The sequence below is a fragment of the Mesorhizobium sp. WSM4904 genome, assembly GCF_029674545.1.
In the GTDB taxonomy this organism is placed as follows: Bacteria; Pseudomonadota; Alphaproteobacteria; order Rhizobiales; family Rhizobiaceae; genus Mesorhizobium.
This window is the reverse complement of the sequence record NZ_CP121354.1, coordinates 1,534,320-1,553,974: the sequence shown is the minus strand read 5'-3', so window position 1 is coordinate 1,553,974 and position 19,655 is coordinate 1,534,320. Positions and strand designations below refer to the sequence as shown.

21 protein-coding genes and 1 pseudogene are annotated in these 19,655 nt (G+C 61.4%); 8 read left to right on the top strand and 14 right to left on the bottom strand.

The features are described from left to right. Positions 1 to 156: 156 nt before the first annotated feature. The 4 genes from QAZ47_RS07270 to QAZ47_RS07255 form a co-directional block, all read right to left on the bottom strand. Positions 157 to 840 (bottom strand): lytic transglycosylase domain-containing protein, encoded by a 684-nt coding sequence (locus QAZ47_RS07270; RefSeq protein ID WP_024505647.1) that lies wholly within the window; start codon positions 838 to 840, stop codon positions 157 to 159. Beyond that, positions 828 to 1,376 (bottom strand): S26 family signal peptidase, encoded by a 549-nt coding sequence (locus tag QAZ47_RS07265; protein WP_024505646.1) that lies wholly within the window; start codon positions 1,374 to 1,376, stop codon positions 828 to 830. Before QAZ47_RS07265 ends, QAZ47_RS07270 begins: the two co-directional genes overlap by 13 nt. After that, complete coding sequence (locus QAZ47_RS07260) at positions 1,373 to 1,642, bottom strand: helix-turn-helix domain-containing protein (protein ID WP_024505645.1); 270 nt, start codon at positions 1,640 to 1,642, stop codon at positions 1,373 to 1,375. The genes QAZ47_RS07265 and QAZ47_RS07260 overlap by 4 nt, the downstream gene beginning before the upstream one ends. A gap of 181 nt (positions 1,643 to 1,823) precedes the next feature. Then, positions 1,824 to 2,147: a DUF736 domain-containing protein gene (locus QAZ47_RS07255; RefSeq protein ID WP_024505644.1), complete on the bottom strand. Its 324-nt coding sequence runs from the start codon at positions 2,145 to 2,147 to the stop codon at positions 1,824 to 1,826. Between the two features lie 1,010 nt (positions 2,148 to 3,157). On the opposite strand from QAZ47_RS07255, the gene QAZ47_RS07250 reads away from it, so the two are divergent. From QAZ47_RS07250 to groL, 3 genes and pseudogenes are all read left to right on the top strand, one after another. Continuing rightward, complete coding sequence (locus tag QAZ47_RS07250) at positions 3,158 to 3,505, top strand: hypothetical protein (RefSeq protein WP_063169239.1); 348 nt, start codon at positions 3,158 to 3,160, stop codon at positions 3,503 to 3,505. Between the two features lie 62 nt (positions 3,506 to 3,567). Continuing rightward, positions 3,568 to 3,861: pseudogene (gene groES, locus QAZ47_RS07245) on the top strand (co-chaperone GroES); the annotation flags it as partial. A 65-nt stretch (positions 3,862 to 3,926) separates the two neighbouring features. After that, entirely contained in the window at positions 3,927 to 5,582 is a 1,656-nt protein-coding gene (groL, locus tag QAZ47_RS07240; protein ID WP_063169240.1) for a chaperonin GroEL, read from the top strand. Positions 5,583 to 5,739: 157 nt separating this feature from the next. On the opposite strand, the gene QAZ47_RS07235 is transcribed toward groL, so the two are convergent. The 3 genes from QAZ47_RS07235 to QAZ47_RS07225 form a co-directional block, all read right to left on the bottom strand. Continuing rightward, on the bottom strand, positions 5,740 to 6,741 hold the full coding sequence (locus tag QAZ47_RS07235; protein WP_063169241.1) for a zincin-like metallopeptidase domain-containing protein: 1,002 nt from the start codon (positions 6,739 to 6,741) through the stop codon (positions 5,740 to 5,742). A gap of 732 nt (positions 6,742 to 7,473) precedes the next feature. Next, the gene (locus tag QAZ47_RS07230; protein ID WP_224570942.1) at positions 7,474 to 7,758 is read right to left on the bottom strand and encodes a thioredoxin domain-containing protein; all 285 of its coding nucleotides are present in this window, start codon (positions 7,756 to 7,758) and stop codon (positions 7,474 to 7,476) included. A gap of 171 nt (positions 7,759 to 7,929) precedes the next feature. Then, positions 7,930 to 9,144 carry a cation:dicarboxylase symporter family transporter gene (locus QAZ47_RS07225; RefSeq protein ID WP_210326676.1) on the bottom strand — a complete coding sequence of 405 codons (1,215 nt, stop codon included), beginning with the start codon at positions 9,142 to 9,144 and terminating at the stop codon, positions 7,930 to 7,932. Between the two features lie 706 nt (positions 9,145 to 9,850). Between QAZ47_RS07225 and QAZ47_RS07220 the strand changes: the two genes are divergently transcribed. After that, positions 9,851 to 10,240 carry a hypothetical protein gene (locus QAZ47_RS07220; RefSeq protein ID WP_024505560.1) on the top strand — a complete coding sequence of 130 codons (390 nt, stop codon included), beginning with the start codon at positions 9,851 to 9,853 and terminating at the stop codon, positions 10,238 to 10,240. Between the two features lie 189 nt (positions 10,241 to 10,429). On the opposite strand, the gene QAZ47_RS07215 is transcribed toward QAZ47_RS07220, so the two are convergent. The 3 genes from QAZ47_RS07215 to QAZ47_RS07205 all read right to left on the bottom strand — a co-directional run bounded on the left by QAZ47_RS07215 (position 10,430) and on the right by QAZ47_RS07205 (position 11,447). Next, on the bottom strand, positions 10,430 to 10,675 hold the full coding sequence (locus QAZ47_RS07215; RefSeq protein WP_063169243.1) for a hypothetical protein: 246 nt from the start codon (positions 10,673 to 10,675) through the stop codon (positions 10,430 to 10,432). 174 nt (positions 10,676 to 10,849) lie between these two features. After that, positions 10,850 to 10,984 (bottom strand): hypothetical protein, encoded by a 135-nt coding sequence (locus tag QAZ47_RS07210; protein WP_256754986.1) that lies wholly within the window; start codon positions 10,982 to 10,984, stop codon positions 10,850 to 10,852. Next, positions 10,977 to 11,447 carry a hypothetical protein gene (locus QAZ47_RS07205; RefSeq protein ID WP_224570941.1) on the bottom strand — a complete coding sequence of 157 codons (471 nt, stop codon included), beginning with the start codon at positions 11,445 to 11,447 and terminating at the stop codon, positions 10,977 to 10,979. The genes QAZ47_RS07210 and QAZ47_RS07205 overlap by 8 nt, the downstream gene beginning before the upstream one ends. Before the next feature lie 599 nt (positions 11,448 to 12,046). Here QAZ47_RS07205 and QAZ47_RS07200 point away from each other — a divergent pair. After that, on the top strand, positions 12,047 to 12,295 hold the full coding sequence (locus QAZ47_RS07200) for a DUF6074 family protein (RefSeq protein ID WP_063169245.1): 249 nt from the start codon (positions 12,047 to 12,049) through the stop codon (positions 12,293 to 12,295). A gap of 365 nt (positions 12,296 to 12,660) precedes the next feature. Here QAZ47_RS07200 and QAZ47_RS07195 read toward each other — a convergent pair whose 3' ends face one another. The 4 genes from QAZ47_RS07195 to panB form a co-directional block, all read right to left on the bottom strand. Then, entirely contained in the window at positions 12,661 to 13,293 is a 633-nt protein-coding gene (locus QAZ47_RS07195) for an acyl-homoserine-lactone synthase (protein WP_063169246.1), read from the bottom strand. A gap of 92 nt (positions 13,294 to 13,385) precedes the next feature. Continuing rightward, on the bottom strand, positions 13,386 to 14,105 hold the full coding sequence (locus QAZ47_RS07190; RefSeq protein ID WP_063169247.1) for a LuxR family transcriptional regulator: 720 nt from the start codon (positions 14,103 to 14,105) through the stop codon (positions 13,386 to 13,388). A gap of 98 nt (positions 14,106 to 14,203) precedes the next feature. Continuing rightward, the gene (gene panC, locus QAZ47_RS07185) at positions 14,204 to 15,112 is read right to left on the bottom strand and encodes a pantoate--beta-alanine ligase (RefSeq protein WP_063169248.1); all 909 of its coding nucleotides are present in this window, start codon (positions 15,110 to 15,112) and stop codon (positions 14,204 to 14,206) included. Beyond that, on the bottom strand, positions 15,109 to 15,945 hold the full coding sequence (gene panB / locus QAZ47_RS07180) for a 3-methyl-2-oxobutanoate hydroxymethyltransferase (protein WP_063169249.1): 837 nt from the start codon (positions 15,943 to 15,945) through the stop codon (positions 15,109 to 15,111). The genes panC and panB overlap by 4 nt, the downstream gene beginning before the upstream one ends. A gap of 171 nt (positions 15,946 to 16,116) precedes the next feature. Here panB and QAZ47_RS07175 point away from each other — a divergent pair, with 171 nt between their 5' ends. The 3 genes from QAZ47_RS07175 to QAZ47_RS07165 all read left to right on the top strand — a co-directional run bounded on the left by QAZ47_RS07175 (position 16,117) and on the right by QAZ47_RS07165 (position 19,654). Beyond that, positions 16,117 to 17,079: a membrane protein gene (locus QAZ47_RS07175; protein WP_024505567.1), complete on the top strand. Its 963-nt coding sequence runs from the start codon at positions 16,117 to 16,119 to the stop codon at positions 17,077 to 17,079. 62 nt (positions 17,080 to 17,141) lie between these two features. After that, a complete protein-coding gene (gene nadA / locus QAZ47_RS07170; protein WP_063169250.1) occupies positions 17,142 to 18,116 on the top strand; it encodes a quinolinate synthase NadA in 975 nt (324 codons plus the stop codon). Next, positions 18,113 to 19,654, top strand: coding sequence for an L-aspartate oxidase (locus QAZ47_RS07165; protein ID WP_063169251.1), 1,542 nt, complete (start codon positions 18,113 to 18,115; stop codon positions 19,652 to 19,654). The genes nadA and QAZ47_RS07165 overlap by 4 nt, the downstream gene beginning before the upstream one ends. Position 19,655: the final 1 nt, after the last annotated feature.

The following is a 19,655-nucleotide window of genomic DNA, read 5'->3' as shown; positions in this document are numbered from 1 at the left end:
GCAAAATCAGACACTTACACGTCAAACCCTCTTGGCACCGGCGGCAGCCTCCCGGAAAAACGATGTGCAGACAAAGATTTAACCGCCTCCTGGAGGCGGTACCTTTATCTTGCCTTCCGCGCCCAGCCCCGCCAGACGCGCCCCCGTCCGCCATGGCTAACGCACCGGCTCCTTCGGCTGCGCGCCGTCCTTGCCGAGCGGCACGAAGAGATCGCCGTTTCGCACGCCTGAGTGAACACCGTCATGAATGAAGAACAGCGACCGTCCGAGAGGAGCGATTTGCGCCTTTGGAGCGACAGATTGGCTTTCGAACGCCTCGATGTCGGCCGCCGAAACTCCGGCCGCCTTGAGTTGGTCGAGGTACTCGACGGTCTCTTCTGGCAGCGGTTTGCCACGCTTCAAATGCTCGTCGTAGCGCTCGGGACCGGCATTGTAGGCGCCAAACAGGCCAGGAAATCCGAAGCGGTCATACATGGCACTGAGATAGGCCGTGCCGGCCAGGATATTGTCGCGCGGATCGTGGGGGTTAGGCCCAAGGCCGTGTTCGACCCGCATCTCTTCATAGGTGCCGGGCATCACCTGCATGAGGCCCATGGCGCCAGCGGGGGAGGTGATGGGGCGGCCGCCGCGCATTGTCTTGCCGCCGCTTTCGGCAGCCATGACGGCATAGATCCAGGCTTGGGGAATATGGAAGCGCCGGCTTGCTTCCGATACCAACGTCTGCCACTTTCGCAGCTGCGGACTTTGGGAGATGGCGACCGGCTCAGCGCCGGTCGAGGCGGAACAGGCGCATGGCGCAATGGCGATCATGCCCAACAAGAGGAGGGTCACTCGGTCCATAGTGGTACGAGCCTCCCGATGACATTTTGAGTGGGAACAGGCCCGAAATAGCGGCTGTCGAAGGAGCGGTTTTTGTCGCTGCCGAGCAGGAAAACCTCGTTATCCCCGAGCGCTCGGCAGCCGTTCCACCATGGCAAAGGTCGGCCTTCGGCGTCGATTTTGAGCCGGCGCGCGACGATGTCGCCGCCGATGATGATGGCGTCATTGAAGGCGCAGACATTATCGTCCGGCAGCGCTGCAAGACGTTTTGCCAGCGGCACATTGCGAGGCAGATAGCTGCGCTCGGCGGCGAGATACGCCGCGTATTCAGGCGGGCGCACGAGCACGAGATCGCCACGCGCCAGCGCTCCCGCAGCGATGCGGTAAAGGCCGATCGGCGCGCTGGCCGAGGCGTTCCAGACCAGCCAAGGGGCGGGCTTTCCCAGCGCCGTGAAGCCCAAAAGACCGAGACCGGCCGCGGCCAAGGCGACCGTCTTACGGGCTCGAACACGCCTCAGGCGGCTGCCGATCAGATGGATGGAAGGGCGCCGCCTCATGAACGGCCTCCCGTGCCGCCCTGGCCGGAACCGGCCTTGCCATCGCCGGCGATGGAGTGCTGCGGGTGTCCTTTCGACCAATGGTCGAGTTCGTCGATGTGATAGCGGACATAGCGGCCGTGCTTGCGGAATTTCGGGCCGCCGCCCTTGAGCCGCATCTTTTCGAGCGTGCGCTGGGAGAGCCCGATATAGAAGGCGGCTTGGGCTGTGCTGAGAAACGGGCTGCCCTTTTTCGCGCGGGCCGCGCGTTCGTTTTCGTCGTCCATGATGATCCTCGTTTCGCTTCGGACAAGCGAGGGCGAGGATGGGCGAGGGAGATCGTCTCGGGGACGGGCGAAGAGTCGGGGGAGAGTTTTCGCCGCCCTTTAGGGCGGACGGGGTTTGGGTGGAACTCCTGGGAATGAGCCCCGCGCCGGGGCTGCGGCGCGAGGCTCTTATCTCGGCCGGTCAGTCGGCCGGGTTCCAGATGATGGCGTAGGTGTCGTGATCGTCCTGGCCGGCGGCTCGGCCGAGATTGGCGTAGAGCTTGCGCGGTCCGAACTCCGGCGCTGCAATCGACAGGCTCACATAATCCTTGCCGGAAGTCTCGCCGGTGCGGATCCAGCCAGCGCCGACTTCGACCCCTTGCGTAAGCACCCGGAAGTCGGGATGGTTATCGGCGCTCTTGGCCTGGTTGGGGACGATATCGATGTCGGCGCGGACGCTGAGCGTCTTGAACTGGCCCTTGTAGGCGCCGTTTTCCTGCTTGTTGACGTAACCGATCGCGGTCATTTCGAAGTCTCCTTTTGTGGTTTCGCCGGGGACCATCCCCTGCGATGGCGCACCGTAATGGGCGCGTCAGGACCGCCTGAATCCGACAGGGCCGCAGCGACAGTGAAGGACCCGAGCGGGCAGCTTTTTTGTGAGCGAAGCGGCGCGAGGAAGCCGCCGCAGGCGGCGGGGAAAAAAGCTGATGGCGCGAGGGTTTCGGGCGGCCGGACCCGCCCATAGGTCGACAAGCCAGCCGCAGGGATGGTCCTTGGAGAGAGCATGGAGACCGCTCGCCAAGTGCGGTCTGTCAGCCAAGCAGGACGCCGGGATGAAACGGCCTGCAAAGATGCTGCGCCCTTATGCCGGATCGAGATCGTGCCAGCGGGTCGGGCGCCAGAGCAGACATCCGGCATGGTGCGATCTATGAAAGCAGGGCTCGCCAGCGGGAATTTGATACGCGAGGGGGCCAAAGTAAGGCTGGATGAGAAGCCGGTGCTACCTGCAGGTCCAGTGTCATGTGGCGGCGCTCGGGAAACCGCTACGCAATGTAACGCGCTCTTATGAGGCGAACAGACCGGCCCCAAAACCGATCGACCGGTGGTCGGCGCGAAACGCGTCATGCCTGTCCGAAAGCTGACAGTGGCAGAAGACGCATGTCGGGTTCCGCACAATTGACCATGCTGGATTTGTGAGGTTTTCAGGGAGAGCCATGCGTTCACTTCCCAGTGAGCTTTGGCACGGCATTTGCTCTTGATGTGGCAACACGGATCGAAGGTTGACTGCATGCACAAGCGCGAGATGAGCAATGCTCTCCTTTCCTGGAGGCTTGGCAGCAGATTCGATTTGACGTTGCGAGGAGCTTCAGCCGCTCGCGGCGGAAGTGATCTCAAATCTGAAGGCACCGTTGGGGCCGCAGCCATCAAACACATCTTTCTCTTTTTCGCAGCTCGTCTTCAACGCGATGCGGACTTCTTCGCGTCGACGGCGGCCGAAGGTGGAGAAGGGGCTCGACTTGCAAAAAGGAGTTGTCAATGACGTCTTACGTTCGCACCAACAGCCCGGCGCAGGTGCGCTCACTGTCCACCTTTGGCAAGCATCTGCAAAGGAGCGTGCTGACGGCGACGCTGCTTGCCGCGGCTTCGACGGGAAGTGAAGCGCAGCCCTATGTTCGTGCTGACGGCAGCACGACTGACGACTTGGAAGCGGCGCGAGCAAGTTGGCGTCATGACGCCGAATTCAATGGAAATGTGGGGCTCGCAGCCATCAACGCGGATGCCGCGTATGCGTTGGGTTCCACCGGGGAGGGGGCCAGAGCTCCTCGCCTGCCCTCGTCCGTCTTGACGAGTGCCCGCTTACAGCCTACCTCACTATCGCGTTAGCACTCGTCCATCGCGAGTGCTAACAAAAACCCCTCAACAGCGCACCAGGGAAAAATCCGAAAATGGCAAAGTCGAAGTTCCGCCCGCTGCATGACCGCGTGGTCGTTCGCCGGGTCGAATCCGAATCCAAGACCGCTGGCGGGATCATCATCCCCGACACGGCAAAGGAAAAGCCGCAGGAAGGCGAGATCATCGCTGTCGGCTTCGGCGCTCGTGACGAAGCTGGCAAGCTGGTCCCGCTGGACGTCAAGGCCGGCGACCGCATCCTGTTCAGCAAGTGGTCGGGCACGGAAGTCAAGCTCAATGGCGAAGACCTTCTGATCATGAAGGAATCCGACATCATGGGCATCATCGGCTCATATCAGGCCCTTTCGTCAACTGAATTCCCGGGCTCGATTGAAGCCCCTGCCAGGAGCTAAAAATGGCTGCCAAAGACGTAAAATTCTCCCGCGATGCCCGCGAGCGCATGCTGCGCGGTGTCAACATCCTCGCTGACGCGGTGAAGGTCACGCTCGGCCCCAAGGGCCGCAACGTGGTCATCGACAAGTCGTTCGGCGCCCCGCGCATCACCAAGGACGGCGTCACCGTCGCCAAGGAAATCGAGCTTGAGGACAAGTTCGAAAACATGGGCGCGCAGATGGTCCGCGAAGTTGCTTCGAAGACCAACGACATCGCTGGCGACGGCACCACGACCGCGACCGTTCTGGCGCAGTCGATCGTCCAGGAAGGCCACAAGGCCGTTGCCGCCGGCATGAACCCGATGGACCTGAAGCGCGGCATCGACCTCGCGGTAACCGACGTCGTTGCGACCCTGATCAAGAACGCCAAGAAGATCAAGACCTCCGAAGAGGTTGCCCAGGTCGGCACCATCGCCGGCAACGGCGATGCTTCGGTCGGCAAGATGATCGCCGAAGCGATGCAGAAGGTCGGCAACGAAGGCGTCATCACGGTTGAGGAAGCCAAGACCGCCGAGACCGAACTCGAAGTCGTCGAAGGCATGCAGTTCGACCGCGGCTACCTCTCGCCCTACTTCGTCACCAACGCCGACAAGATGGTTGCCGAACTCGAGGACGTCTACATCCTCCTGCACGAGAAGAAGCTGTCCAACCTCCAGGCCATGCTGCCGGTTCTCGAAGCCGTCGTGCAGACCTCGAAGCCGCTGCTCATCATCTCGGAAGACGTCGAAGGCGAGGCTCTGGCCACGCTGGTCGTCAACAAGCTGCGTGGCGGCCTGAAGATCGCCGCCGTCAAGGCGCCGGGCTTCGGTGATCGCCGCAAGGCCATGCTGGAAGACATCGCCATCCTCACCGGTGGCCAGGTCATCTCGGAAGACCTCGGCATCAAGCTCGAGAACGTCGGCCTCAACATGCTCGGCCGCGCCAAGAAGGTGTCGATCTCCAAGGAGAACACCACCATCGTCGACGGCGCCGGCAAGAAGGCCGAGATCCAGGGCCGCGTTGCCCAGATCAAGCAGCAGATCGAAAAGACCACTTCGGACTACGACAAGGAGAAGCTGCAGGAACGTCTGGCGAAGCTCGCCGGCGGCGTTGCGGTGATCCGCGTCGGCGGTGCGACGGAAGTCGAAGTCAAGGAAAAGAAGGACCGCGTCGATGACGCCCTCAACGCGACCCGCGCGGCCGTCGAAGAAGGCATCGTTGCTGGTGGTGGCGTCGCGCTGCTGCGCGCTTCGGCCAACATCAAGGCCACCGGCGTCAATGCCGACCAGGCCGCCGGCATCAACATCGTGCGTCGTGCGCTGCAGGCTCCGGCCCGCCAGATCGCGGCCAACGCCGGTGCGGAAGCATCGATCGTTGCCGGCAAGATCCTTGAGAACAAGGGCGCGACCTTCGGCTACAACGCCCAGACCGGCGAGTATGGCGACATGATCGCCATGGGTATCGTCGATCCGGTCAAGGTTGTCCGTACGGCTCTTCAGGACGCGGCCTCGGTCGCCGGCCTGCTGGTCACCACCGAAGCCATGATCGCGGAGGCTCCGAAGAAGGAGTCGGCTGGCGGCGGCATGCCTGGCGGCATGGGCGGCGGCGGCATGGGCGGCATGGGCGGCATGGATTTCTAATCCAGCTCTGGCAGCTTTCGCAACGAGAGGGCGGCATCAATGCCGCCCTCTTTTTTTGCGAACCTCGGTCCGATGAACGATCGACGCCAACGCCGGCCATCGGCGTTAGGGCAACCTCAAAAGAACTGTCGAGTTGGTTGCGCGCGGCTTTGCGTCATCAGAGGCGCAAGGCGGTCGCGTGTGAGGATTGCGCGCTCCCATAGGCGGTTTCGGCATGTGCCTCGCCTTCGACATCGACATTGCGGCCAAGCAGGAAATCGGCGGCTTTCGAGGCATGGCTTGCGGCGCGGAAGATGGCGCGGTTGTCCTCGCGCAAAACCGTCAGCCATGAGCCGATGTAGTCGGCATGGCGCACGGTCGGCTCGATGCCGAGACTGCTGCAGATGAAGGCTGATGCGATTTCGGCGACCAGTTCCTCGCGCGCATAGGTGTTGGACCCGAAGGAGCCGGACAGGTCGCGCGCGAGTCGCCTCGGGTGGCCGGTCCAGTGGCCAAGCTCGTGAAAGCAGGTCCGGTAATAGTCGATCTGGTGGAAGAAAGCCGGCTGCGGCGGCACCTGTATGGTGTCGCTGCCGGGCATGTAGAAGGCGCGCTCGCCGCCGACGCGAAAATCAGCGCCGGTTGCATGAATGAGCGCCTCGGCCTGCGGGACCATCTCGCGCTCAGGCAGAGGCTCGCCGGCGGCGTAAAGATGTTCGGGCAGATTATCGCACTGCGCGACATTGAAGACGGTGAAGCGCTTCAGGAAGGGCACCGCCTGCGGTTCGTCGCCATCGGTGTCGGCGCGTTGCTTTTCGTTCTTGGGAACAAAGCGGTCAGCGTGAACGATGGTGGTGCCGTGCTCGCCCTTCCTGACATTGCCGCCAAGCGAAAGCGCCTGCCGGAAGGTGAGCCAGTTCTGGCTGGGGAAACCGCGCTCGATGACCGCGCCCCACAGGATCAGGATATTGATGCCGGAATATCGGCGCTGGGTGGCCGCATTCCGCGGCAGGCCGAGGCCTGTCCTTGCCCTGCCCCACGGCTTGACCCATGGCACGGTGCCGCGCTCCAGTTCGGCAATGATGCGGTCGGTGATTTCCTGATAAAGGCTGGCGCCGGTGCGCCCGCCGCTGTCTGCGCCAGCCTGTCGGCTGCCGCAACGTTTGTTGTTTGCACGCATCGTGATGTCCTCCGCTCTACAATCGCGCGCCCTCCCCGGAAGCGGGGTGGGCGGCAAAAGCGACCGGAAAGGCCCGCCGTCGGAGGCGGACTGCATCAGCAGGACCGGAACGGAGTGGAGGACCCGAAAGCGACAAGCGAAGGGTTGCGGGACGCCGCGGCGGGCCTAGAAGGGAGTGCTGCCCACCCTGCGCCAGGGGGAAGGCCACAATAGAAAGACGCCGGCCGACAGGCCGGCGACCGTCAGCAGCCGAAGGCTGCCCCGCGCCAGGGGGCGATGCCGCAGGGCCAAGACCGCCTGAGCTTGCCGAAGAAAAGCGGGCTCGGTTCACGAGCACCCGGCCAGCGACTTCAGGCGCGGGCGCTCAGGATTGTTGTTGGCGCCCACGGCAGCTGGATGACCGCAACAAGATTACGAGGAGCGACAGCAAAGCCAGCTGCCACAAACGGCACGCTCCGGCAACAACAGCGTGGCCGGTCTACAGATGCTGCCCCGCACGAGAGCCAGCACGCTTTGAGCGCGCATCGGCGATGCAAGCGTTGCAAGCTGGCCATGTCCACAAGGTCGGCGACCACTATATCGCCGACCACCAACGCGGGCGTACCGTCTAAGTGCAGACCTTTCGCGAGTGCGCGGACGCGCGCATTTCATCTGCGATGGCCGGATCTTGCATTCCCGCTTGAGCTGCTCAACGTCAAGGCCTACACGCGCTGCGATCTTGAGAGTGACCCTTCAACTGGGGGAAATCATAAGGGCGCGGTGGAATTCGTCGAACTTTCCCTGTTTTCTCGAGGCGAGTGCGGCGAAGGCTGGGAATTGGGAATCCGGTCCCAGGACCGGGAACTGTTTGATCACAAGCTTCAGATTGGGCTCATGCTTGAAGGCTTTTTGGTAGTTGATATCAGCCAGTCTGCAATGCGGACAGTTGTGGTAGTCATTGAATATGACCAGAACGGCATCGCCTTGCGGGTTGCCGGCGATTGGCGAAGGAGATCGTTGTCGAATGCGCCGCTCCACTTTTGCCTGTCGGTCGACCACGCCTGCCGGTGCAGGTTCGCGCTATATTGGCTCGCCAGCAAGGCGAGGAGTAAAAGAAGAGCTGCGACAGTGATGGCAGTCGGCTTAGACATGAGTCTCCAATCCATGGACGGCGTGGCAGCAACGGCCGCCTTTTTGGTGTAAAATGGGTCAGTTTTGATCGTGCCCCGCAGTTGCTACAGGCGCACAGGTGCCGGTGCGATCTGGCGGTTTCTCAAATACGGCTTTGCGCCATCGGGTCCACCCCAATAGCTGAGCGTCGTTCGCACGGGGAATTGTGTTCACCACGCCGGGCGACTTGACCGTCCACCGCCAGAGCGCTGAACGGTCCGCTAGTGAGGCGCTCCCCGAATCGTCGTTTATCCCGCTCGCCCCGGACCGGGTGACAGCCAGCGTTGCCGCTACGCTGCGGAGAAAAACCGTCAGCGCGTGGCATTCGGACATAAGCTGATCGACGCCAAGAATAAGCCCCACGGAGGTGACCGGTGCGGCCGGAACAAGAAAGAGCGTTGCAGCCATTGTGACGAGGCCTGCACCGGTAATGCGGGTTGTTCCGTTCGAAGGGAACAATGCGACAAACAGCATGAGGATCCGGCAGCCGATCGGGAGATCAGTTTTCGTCGCTTGGGCGATGAAAAGGGCGGCGAGCATCATATTCGTGCCGTCCAGATTGAATGGAATGAGACCCACGACCGAATGCGTGGCGCCGGCCTTTTCCATCTTCTCCATGAGCGAGGCCAGCGCGGCCTCTGAGGAGGACATTGCGAGCAGCAGCTCGTCCTTGATGTATCGGACGAGAGAGAAGAGCGAGCGGCCGTTGTAGCGGCAGACCGCGCCGAACAGGATCGAGAGGAACAGGACCGAGAGGAACAAGACTTGCAGGATGTCGCCTTCCGCGAAGGCACTGGCAATCGTTGACGGGATGATGTTCATCAGGAAGCTGGTCACGGACTGCTCGTGAGCCGTGGCCACATAGCCCTTAACGGCTTCGACATCGAGCGAGGCCGGATCGATGTTGAGGCCGGCGCCAGGCTGAACGATATTCGCGACAATCAGCCCGACAAGGAGTGCTAGCGTCGAGAAGGTAAGGAAATAAACCATCGCCTTGGCGGCAACTCGGCCGACCTTCTGCAGATCGCTCATGCCGGCAATGCCGGTCGCCATTGTCAGGAAGATGACAGGTACGGTGATTATCTTGACGACATCGACGAAGGCATCGCAGAGCGGCTTCAGGCTGTGGCCGGTCTCCAAATGGAAATAGCCGATTGCGGCACCCAGGATTATGGCGGCAAGTACCTGCACGTAGGTCCGGGCAAAATGGCGCTTGCGGGGCGCTAAGATCGCGCGGGGAACTCTTGGAACCAACACCGTCTCTCTCCTTGACCGGATCGGGGTGGGGCTCCTCCCTCTCCCATGCAGTGCTCCGGTCGAACGCTGCGCCCACTTCGGCGCAAACGATGTGCCAAATAGCAAGAGGGGAAAACGCGCAGGACCTCACGCAATGCTTGCGATTCGCTCTCCCACACTCGTGCAGTGGTTGCCTGTCGCAACTATGGAAGGGTCGATTCTGGGAACTCCAAAGGCCGCTCTTTGCGTCGACGCAGCTTGGCTGCCTGGAAGGTTCCCTCTTTGCCTTGCGGTCTGCGAGCTGGGTCCAGATGGTCATCATTTGGCTGCGCGCTGCACGGGGCTCGAAAGATTCAATCGAGGACGGGTCCTCTTGGAAAACGGGGGCAGCGTTGGTCAAGCCCTTCCACCCTGCTGTCCCAATGGTGTTCAGAAGCTCAGTTCACGATCAAGCGATGGATCAGCGTCATCTGGCGTTTGCGCCATCGCGGCGGCGTTGCAACGGGTCTGCCAAAGATGAGCAGGCCGCGAGGCAGGGTCCGAGACCTAGACTCCAACCTCATAGCGCGCTCGGCTCGCGTTCGGAAGGTTCGAACCGCAGCACGATCAGGTGGCGACACCGTTGGTCGGAACCGGAACCCGACGAATGATCGTTCGTGACCGACATCTGTGAACAAGCAGTATGTGTCATTGCAATCACCACCCGTTGCGCGGAAATGCCCATATGGCCGTGAATGAACTGGATTTGGTGATTTTCCAGATGGCGGTGGAAAGCGTCCGCTTGCTCTCTTCAAGCTTTGATGAGAAGGCGGCTGAGATAGCCACGAGGAGCCGTGGTAGCCTTCTTTTTGACGTGCGGGTGGACGGTGACCTGGAGGTCCAGCGAGTCGCAGCCATTGGATATCCAGGCGACAAGATCGGTGTGGTGGCATTGGACCGAGAGGGCCTTGTTAGCTGTTGTTGCCTTGTCAATGGCACCTTCTCACCTTTCATTGCACCGTTGGAGAACTGGACCAGCATGCCCCTTTCGATGCAGGCCCAGATCGATGTCACAGGCTATGCGAGGCTCCTTCTGGCCGCCTTGCGAAATGCTGGACATATGCTGGACAGGTAGCATCGCGATGATGTCTGTGATGAGATGGTGCAAACGGCTGGATGAGGCGATCGCTTGCTGGCAGCTTTGGCAACAAAGCGATCGGTGAGTTCGCAATGCTGGAACACGTCCTTTAGACTCTGCAGTTAAGTTAGCGGACTACCATCTGACGAATGCCCTCTGACAGTCTGCATGGCGCGGCATGCCCTCTTAGGAATGCAGCCGTGGTTCTACACCATCGGCTGTTTTTGTGTCGAAGGCGACGGGCACGCCATGAACGAAGGAAGCGGCCGCCAACAGTTCCTCCAACTCGCGGTCGGTGGCCTTGCATGCCGGCATTAGTGTTCGGATGGCGCGGATCGCCTGCGCCATGGAGAGAAAGCGGACCCTTCCCCTGGAAAGGACATAGGCTTCTGCGGCTTTTTCGACGGTGACGGTGTGAAACGAATTGGTCATGACGAATTCCTCCCTGAACCCTGACCAACCCGACTTATGGCACGAATTCGACCGCCTTCAAGCCTATGTCCGATTGCGGACAATCGCTGCGATTCGTTCAAAACCGCTGATGCTTTTGGGCGACCTGGTGAGGGGCAAGGAGACGTCGGCTGAACCCGTTTCAACCGACATGCTTCAGGCAGCGGCCAGGCCGAAATAACGCTGCTCCTCCTTGTCATAAGCGCCATGTGTGAGCTTTATCAATCCGGCACGGTCGATGATCGTGATCTCGCCGCGCTTGGCGTGCACCAGTCCTCGATACTCAAGCATTTGCAGGGCCGTGGTGACCCCGGGCGGTGGGCGCGAGCATGGTCGCCAGAAATTCATGCGTCGGGAGGATCTTATCTCCTTCCGCACGGTCGTGGACCATCAGCTGCCAGCGGGCCAGCCGTTCTTCGACCTTGGAGTGGCCATTGACCAGTGCCGTCCGGCATGATTGGACGAGGAACGCGTGGGCATAGTCCAGCACTGAGGTGCGAAGCGACGGGCTAATCGCAGGGCGAAGGTTTTCAACCGGCAGGCGCCAGGTAGTGCTTTCCTTTCCGAGAATGACGGCAATTCCTTTCATCCCGTCATAGCCGACAATGCCGACTTCACCTTGCCGCCCGCCGGTCATGGTGGCGACCACCGACGCGATGCCCCTCTCGGGAAAATATACGTTCTTGATCGGCTGATGCGCGACCTCCAACTTGTCCTTGATGCCCGGTTCGACGTGATGCAGCGATGGTCGCAAAAGCGCGAAGTCCTGCGGGGTGAGGGCTTCAGCACCTGGTCGCGAAAGAGGGATCGGGCAAGGCTCTCTTCCAACGGGGCAAGAGCGCGTACGTCTTACTGTCGGCTGCACCGAAGTAAATGCCGGCCGATGCCAAAGCATAGGCTTCGAAACGCGCGATTGCAAAGCCCTGTCGGGGCAGTGCAGTCATGCTAGAAGTCGCGCCGCCTACGATAGGCAGCGGATGACATGATTCCCTTCTGCGGCGGCCACCAAGAACGGCTCGGGCACGCTTTAATCGTTCATACACAAGCTCGCAGGAATGTAAGCAGCGGAACAGTCGGGTGATTCGTACCGCCCTGCCCTTTCAGAGATCAAGTCATTGGACGTCAATTCGGCTGGAACGCCTCGTCGAACGGCCCAGGAAAATGCAGCCGGATGAGCAATGGTGGTTCACCTTATGTGCGGTCCCGGATATGCGGTCCGGCGGCTCATCTCCCAATGGCTTGTCGATGGGGAAGTGGAACTCGTCATGTCGCCGCGAACCGTCACCGCGCTAGCGGGGCTCTTTTGAAGACGCCGGTGTTTTTCTTTGTGGAACTGAATCTGTGAGGTGATTGATGCATGAATCAAACATTTGCGTATTTCCGCTGCATCGGCGACGTATATTGGTCGAAAGTATCGCCCAGGCCCTCGAGACCAAGAACGGCGAGGCGGCGAGCGCGTTCTGGCGCTGTGCCGCCAAGAAAATGCTCATTCAATTGTCCGATGTAGGAATTGCGCCAGAGCTCGCTGCGCAGGAGGTTGGAAGCCTTCTTCATGCGGTCTTGGACGACATGGCCAACCGAACGGTAATGCACAAAGCATAGGCTCGGGCGCTGTTGGACCGCGCGTCAGCTCGGGTCCTTATCGGGGGACTGCTCCGACTGGCCGACGGTCCGGCCAAACCGGCATACCGGCAAAGCTTTGAGGTTGCGATCGCTCACGGCGGCCGGTCCAATATTCTAAGACGACCTCAGAAGCCACGTTGGCTTCTTTGGACGAAGCGGAGGGGCGCCATTTTGGCGTGCTCACGCTGGACTGCGGGTTGCGCCTACGGAAATCCAAAGTCCGGCCGCGCGAGCCAATCGACCGGAACAGTCGAAAGCTCGTGGGGCGGGTCCGCTCACCCTCACGGCGGCGGTGGCGGCCGTGAGCAGACTTAACTCAAGTCACGGCTGAGCATCCGCAGGCGCTATGCCGATTGGATGAGAACTGGTTGCCACAACACCGGCCCGTTGAGGCGTCCCCTCCAGCGGATGCGCAAGAGACTGGCGTAGGAAATATCGAGGAAGCCGGCGACTGCCTCGGTGTTGCCGACCTGCTTGGGCTGTCCGATACGTGACAACGGCCAGGTCGCGAGACGAAGGATCCTTTCGATGCGCGTATCTGTCACCGTTACGATCCCGGAGAGATTGTTGGCCAAGCCGAATTCGATGATCCCCGCGAAGAGCTCGTAGGTTGCTTGGGCCAGGCCGCCAGCTGCCTTCGGCGCTGTCGCAGGGAGATCGAGCGCGAAACGACTACTCTCCCAGATATCGGCACTCGCAGGGACCACCATCTCATCCAGCAGCGTCGGAAACGTATCGCGCAACATTGTCGGTCCGGTGGTCGGCAAAAGGCGGACGCAGCCGCAAGTTCGCCAATCGGACCCCTTGAGAAGCAGGTAGACGGGGTTCAGGCTGTCAAACGAGTCCGTTTCCATTTCGCCTTCGGTCTGCACTTCCCAATCGAGCCGCTTCTTGAAAACCCGATACCTAAGTCCGTGCATTTCCTTGAGTTCGCTCGCAAACTCGGCGTAGCAGTCGGGTGTTATCAGCTGCATCATTGTCGTCTCCGTGCGGGATGTGTCCACGCAATCGAAGGGCAAAGCCGTCATGAATGCAGCCTGTAGACCTTTACAGCTAGACTTGGAGAGGATCAGGATCTCGCCCGAGCAGCCATCCGCACTACGGCCTGGTTGATGGTTCGCACGCCAAGCTTCGCCTTGGCGTTTTCCTGATGGAAGGTCACGGTGCGTTTCGAGACACCGAGAATCTGGCTGATATCCCAGGCCGACTTGCCGCACGCCGCCCATTTCAGGCACTCGAACTCCCGCCGGGTGAGCATTATGCCATCTACCACGCAATCTTCGGCGAGCCTGCGCCGGGCATGGATATGAACGTTGATCGCAACCAGTTGCATTGCTTTTTCGTAGCGCGTCAGCGACCTCAGAAATGGCGGATGCGCCTCGTTGGAGGCGAAGGTCAGTGCGGCGAACCGGCCGCGATGATCATGCATCGACATGGTCAGTCCGCCGCGAATGCCGAACTCAGCTGCTTTTTCCAGGACTTCCTGCTGAGAGGTCGGCAAATAACGGTGATCGCGGTCCACACCCCAGTCGAAGGTATCCCAGCCCCGCAGTCCCCGCAGGATCACGGGATCCACGCTGTGGTAGCGCTGTTGCAGGTAATGTGATGTCCATGATGATGGATAATTCGAGATCAATCGCGGCCTGTCGCCGGAAGCGGATGGGTAGGTGAAATAAGCGAAGAGCGGAAAGTCGAACCCGGCTGCGGCGGACGCCATTGCCTCATGGAGATCGACGGCATCGACGCTTGCAGAGAGTTGCTCGACCAAGGTTTCAAATACGCGATGCATCTGCGCTTAGCGTACCTCGCGGAGGTTGCTGGAAGCCGACGGAGACGTGGTTCTAAATGATGGCCTGTCCCTGCAGGGCATACGACGCGCCGCCGTCATCACCGCAATTGCTGTGCTGCTTCCGATTGGAGAGAGCTCCGCCCACCTGACCAACTACCGATGGGTGATATTGCGACGTTATCGATGAGCCGCGTGTCGCCAAGCCAAGCCGCAGCAAGCAAGCGTGCCGGTCGGTCAAGGCTTGCTAACGATTGCAGGTCTGTTTCTCCGCGAAGCTCCAGGTATTCGAGCTCGCGATAGCCGGCAGCCAGAATTGCTGCACGCGCTTCATCAAGCGTAGGCAGGATGGGGGAGCCGCGTGCAAGCCGCTCGGCCGTATCGAGCAGGACCGATGCTAGTTTTGGGGCAATGGCGCGTTGGGCTGGGGAGAGCCGCACGTTACGCGACGATAGCGCAAGACCATCGGCTTCGCGGACTGTCGGACAGGGCACAATAGTGATCGGAATGTCGAGATCCCGGACCAAGCGCCTGACAAGCTGAAGTTGCTGAAAATCCTTTTCGCCAAAAAAGGCGAAGTCAGCGCCGGCCTGCAGGAAGAGCTTGGCCACGACCGTCGCCACGCCATTGAAATGGCCGAGCCGGAATGCGCCGCAAAGGCATTCGCTGATGCCGGACACTGAAACGGCCGTGGCGAAGCCCACCTGGTACATTTCCTCTGTGTCCGGCACATAGAGCAGATGCGTGCCCAGCAGAGCGAGCTTGGCAGCATCGTCGCTTTCCGTCCGAGGGTAGGCAATCAGGTCGGCGGGGCTGTTGAACTGCTTGGGGTTTACGAACAGCGTCACGATCACCCGCTCGGCCCTTTCGAGCGCCTTCCGCACGAGGCTCAGATGCCCGTCGTGCAAGGCTCCCATGGTCGGCACAATACCGATCGTGGCACCCGAGCGACGCCATTGCGCAACGACGCCGCGCAGCTCGCTCACGGTTCGAGCGATCGGCACGCTCATGTGAAGTCACCGGCCTTCAAGGCGTTGACATAGAGATGTTCGACCGCCGGAAAGTGCCGGTTCCGCATATCGGTGGCGTAAGCGGCGATTGCCGCCTCAGCCTGCTCACCGAGCTCGGCATAGCGTTTGACGAACTTCGGCCGAAATGAGGTGAAGAGCCCGAGCATATCGTGGCTCACCAGAATCTGGCCGTCGCAAGCTGGCGAGGCACCGATGCCGATGGTGGGTATGTCGATATCGGCGGTTATCTGCCGTGCAAGCTGCTCCGGTATCTTTTCCAGCACCAAGGAGAAGGCGCCAGCTTCAGTTACCGCCCTGGCGTCGCGCCTGATCCGCTCTGCATCGGCTCCCCGGCCCTGCACACGATAGCCTCCAAACGTGTTTACCGCCTGCGGCGTCAGGCCCACATGGGCCATGACAGGTACGCCGCGCGCGGTAAGGAAGCGGATGGTTTCCGCGATGGTCTCGCCGCCCTCGATCTTTACCGCTGAACAACCGGTCTCACCCATCACGCGCGCAGCGTTGCCGAAAGCGTGCTCTGGGCTTTCCTCGTAGGAACCGAAGGGCAGGTCGACGACCATCAGCGCGTGTTCAAGGCCGCGGCGAACGGCCTGTCCGTGCATGATCATCATGTCGAGCGTGACCCCCAGCGTCGACGACAGGCCGTGCAGCACCATGCCGACGCTGTCGCCGACAAGAACGATGTCGCAGTGGCGATCGAGCAGCCTCGCGACCGGCGTGGTGTAGGCCGTCAAGCATACAAGTGGCGTCTGGCCTTTTCGCGATCGAATATCTGGAGGAGTCATCCCTTTTATCTCACCAGCCGCGCTCAACCGAGGCCCCTTCCCTTACGTTACCAACAGCGGGTGTCGCGTTTGGCATATTTTTGTGCGACTGCGAAGAGCTAAAAACAGCGCTTGAGTACTCCGGTGTTGACGTGCTGGCTTCCAAGGTTACATTCAATCGATTAAGGCGCTCCGTTGGGCCAACCCGCTTTCGCAAACATGGATCCTCAGACAAGAAGAACCAAGAAAGGCAAAGCCGCCGTCAAAGCTGACGAAGCCAAAGTGGACCTGACTGCCGTCGTGGTCGCCGTAAACGACAGTGAGCCCTGTGTCCTCACAGTCGGTCATGCGGACACCCTCCCTTCTGGACCTTTTGCCCTTGAGCATCGATCACTGCAGTCGGGTTTGAGGGGGTGGGTGGAGCAGCAGACCGGCCATGCACTTGGATACATCGAGCAACTCTACACCTTCGCCGATCGCGATCGCATCGGCACTGAGCGCCACCAGCGCGTCATCTCAATCAGCTATCTCGCATTGACCAGGAAGGAACAGGCAACGAACTCGGCCGCGTGCGGCTGGCAAAGTTGGTACGAATATTTTCCCTGGGAGGACCACCGCTTCGGCACGCCGCCTGTGCTGCTCGATAGATTGCGGCCCCGCCTGATTGAGTGGGCCGGCGGCGCCAGCGAGCCGACCACTCAACGCGAGCGCCGGCAGCGCGCTGCGATAGCCTTCGGCTTCGACGACCGCCATTGGAACGAGGAACTCACGCTCCAACGCTACGAGTTGCTCTATGAAGCTGCTCTGATTGAGGAGGCCGGTGGCGGCAGGGACGCGATTGCGGCCGCGGCTGGCAAACCAATGGTCGCTGACCACCGTCGTATTCTGGCAACCGGGATCGCGCGGCTGCGTTCGAAGATCAAATACCGGCCGGTCGTGTTCGAGCTTATGCGGCCTTCCTTCACGCTGCTGCAACTGCAGCGAACCGTGGAAGCTTTGGCTGGCAGGCTGATCAACAAGCCGAACTTCCGGAGATTGGTCGAGCAGCAGGAACTTGTTGAGGAGACCGGGGAGACCTCCCTCGACACGGGCGGCCGACCGGCGAAGCTTTATCGCTTCCGGCATGCCGTCCTCGACGACAGGGCTATCGCCGGGACAAAATTACCGCTGGCGCGGGCTTGACATACTTATAGTCAAGGTAGATATATTCCCTTATTGTCAAACCGAATATAATCGAGGCGCCAATGACTGGGGCGTTACCTATGGCTGCGTCCTTGTATGAGCGTGTCCGGCGGGTGATCCCACCCGTTGAATGGCCCGCGTTCGCCGGCGATATTGAAGCCATCTTAGCGCTGAAGCGTGAGCGCAATGCGGTGGTGCTGGCGCACAATTACCAGACGCCCGAAATTTTTCATTGCGTGGCAGACATCGTCGGCGACAGCCTGGCGTTGGCCCACAAGGCGGTGACGGTCGACGCCGACATCATCGTGGTTGCCGGCGTTCATTTCATGGCCGAGACGGCAAAACTGCTCAATCCGAACAAGACCGTGCTCATCCCGGATCTCCGCGCCGGCTGCTCGCTGGCCGAATCGATCACGGCAAACGACGTGCGGCTAATGCGGCTGCGGTATCCGGGGGTCCCCGTTGTTACTTACGTCAACACTTCCGCCGCCGTAAAAGCGGAGTCCGACATCTGCTGCACGTCCGGCAACGCCAAGGCGGTGGTGGAATCGCTTGGCGTGGCGCGTGTGCTGATGCTCCCGGACGAATATCTGGCGAGGAACGTGGCAGCCGATACAGACGTCGAGATCATCGCCTGGAAAGGCCATTGCGAGGTGCATGAGCGCTTCACCGCAGCAGACATCCGGGAACTGCGCGATGCCCATCCAGGCGTCATCGTGCTGGCCCATCCAGAATGCCCACCAGACGTTGTCGCGGAGGCGGAGTTCTCCGGCTCGACCGCGGCGATGTCGGATTATGTCGAGCGTGAGAAACCGAAGCGTGTCGTCCTTCTGACCGAATGTTCGATGAGCGACAACGTCGCGGTCGCGCATCCCGACGTCGAGTTCGTTCGCCCATGCAATCTGTGCCCGCACATGAAGCGCATCAACCTGGCCAACATTCGCGCCGCACTCGAGCAGAACCGGCATGAGGTCCGGATTGATCCCGAAATTGCCGGCCCCGCCCGCCGCGCGGTCGAGCGCATGCTTTCCCTATGAGTCTGGAGGTTCGCGAAATCGCGGGGGCGCCGGTCGTCATCGGCGGCGGCATTGCCGGCCTGATGACGGCGCTTCATCTGGCGCCGGAACCGGTCGTGCTTTTGACCAACGCGCCGCTTGGAACCGGAGCCTGCAGTGAACTTGCCCAGGGCGGTCTTGCGGCAAGTCTCGGGGGCGACGACGGCCCAGATTTTCACCTTTGCGACACGATAGCTGCCGGCGACGGACTCTGCGATGAGGCCACGGTGCGGCGAGTGGTACGAGCTGCACCCGAAGCGATTAGGACGATCCAAAGGTTCGGCGTCGACTTCGACCAGCACCCTGACCGCGCGTTGCGACTTGGGCTCGAGGCGGCACACTCGCGACGGCGGATTGTGCATGCAGCCGGCGACGCCACCGGTCGCGAGTTGGTGCGCGCGCTCGTCGCCGCGGTTCGGCGTACAGCCTCGATCACCATTATCGAAAATGTGGAGGTCCGCCGGCTGGTCGTGCAGGACGGGTCGGTCATCGCCGTGGTCGCAGCAGGACGAGCCGGCGCGCTCGCTCTGCCCACGCGTCGCGCGGTGCTGGCGACCGGCGGCGTCGGCGGGCTGTTTTGCGACACGACAAACCCCGCTGGCTCATGGGGTCACGGGCTGGCGCTCGCCGCATGGGCGGGGGCGGAACTCGCCGACTTGGAATTCATACAGTTCCATCCAACTGCGCTCGACGGTCCGCGCCGGCCGATGCCGCTGGTGAGCGAAGCCGTGCGTGGCGAAGGCGCGGTGCTCATCGATGAGCGAGGAGAGCGCTTCCTCGCCGACACACCTGGCGGTGAACTTGCGCCTCGCGACGTCGTAGCGCGCGCCATTTGGCACCAGCTTGCCGTTGGACGCCGCGTATTCCTGGACGCACGGCAAAGTCTCGGCCCGAGATTTGGCAAGCGTTTTCCAGGCATCGCCGAATTGTGCCGGAGCGCAGGAATCGACCCAGCGACCGACCTGATCCCGGTGCGCCCGGCGGCACATTATCACATGGGCGGCGTCGCCGTAGACAGCGCCGGCCGCAGCTCCATCGAGGGATTGTGGGCCTGCGGTGAGGTGGCCTGTACCGGCCTGCACGGCGCCAACCGCCTGGCCAGCAACTCGCTCACCGAAGCGGCGGTCACCGCGAGCTGGGTTGCCGAAAGCGTTGCCGGCACGTCGTATACCCGGCGACCGCGCAGATGCTCCACATTCGTCCCTCCACGACCAGACGCTTCCGTGGTCCGCCCGATTGTCTCCGCCGCCCTGGGTATCATCCGCGACGGCGAGGCAATGCGCGAAGCGGTGGCGACCCTGCTGCCGATCGCAGCCAATAGTGTCGCTGCCTCTGGTCCGGCTTTGGTCTCACTGATGATCGCCGCGGCGGCCCTGAGGCGGGAAGAGAGTCGAGGCGCGCACTGTCGGTCCGATTTCCCGCTCCACGATGCCAACGTGCGCCCATCACGGCTGACACTGCACAGCGCAATGCGGGCCGCGGCCGCACTCGATTGCCGGGCTACCATACGGAGCACTTGAT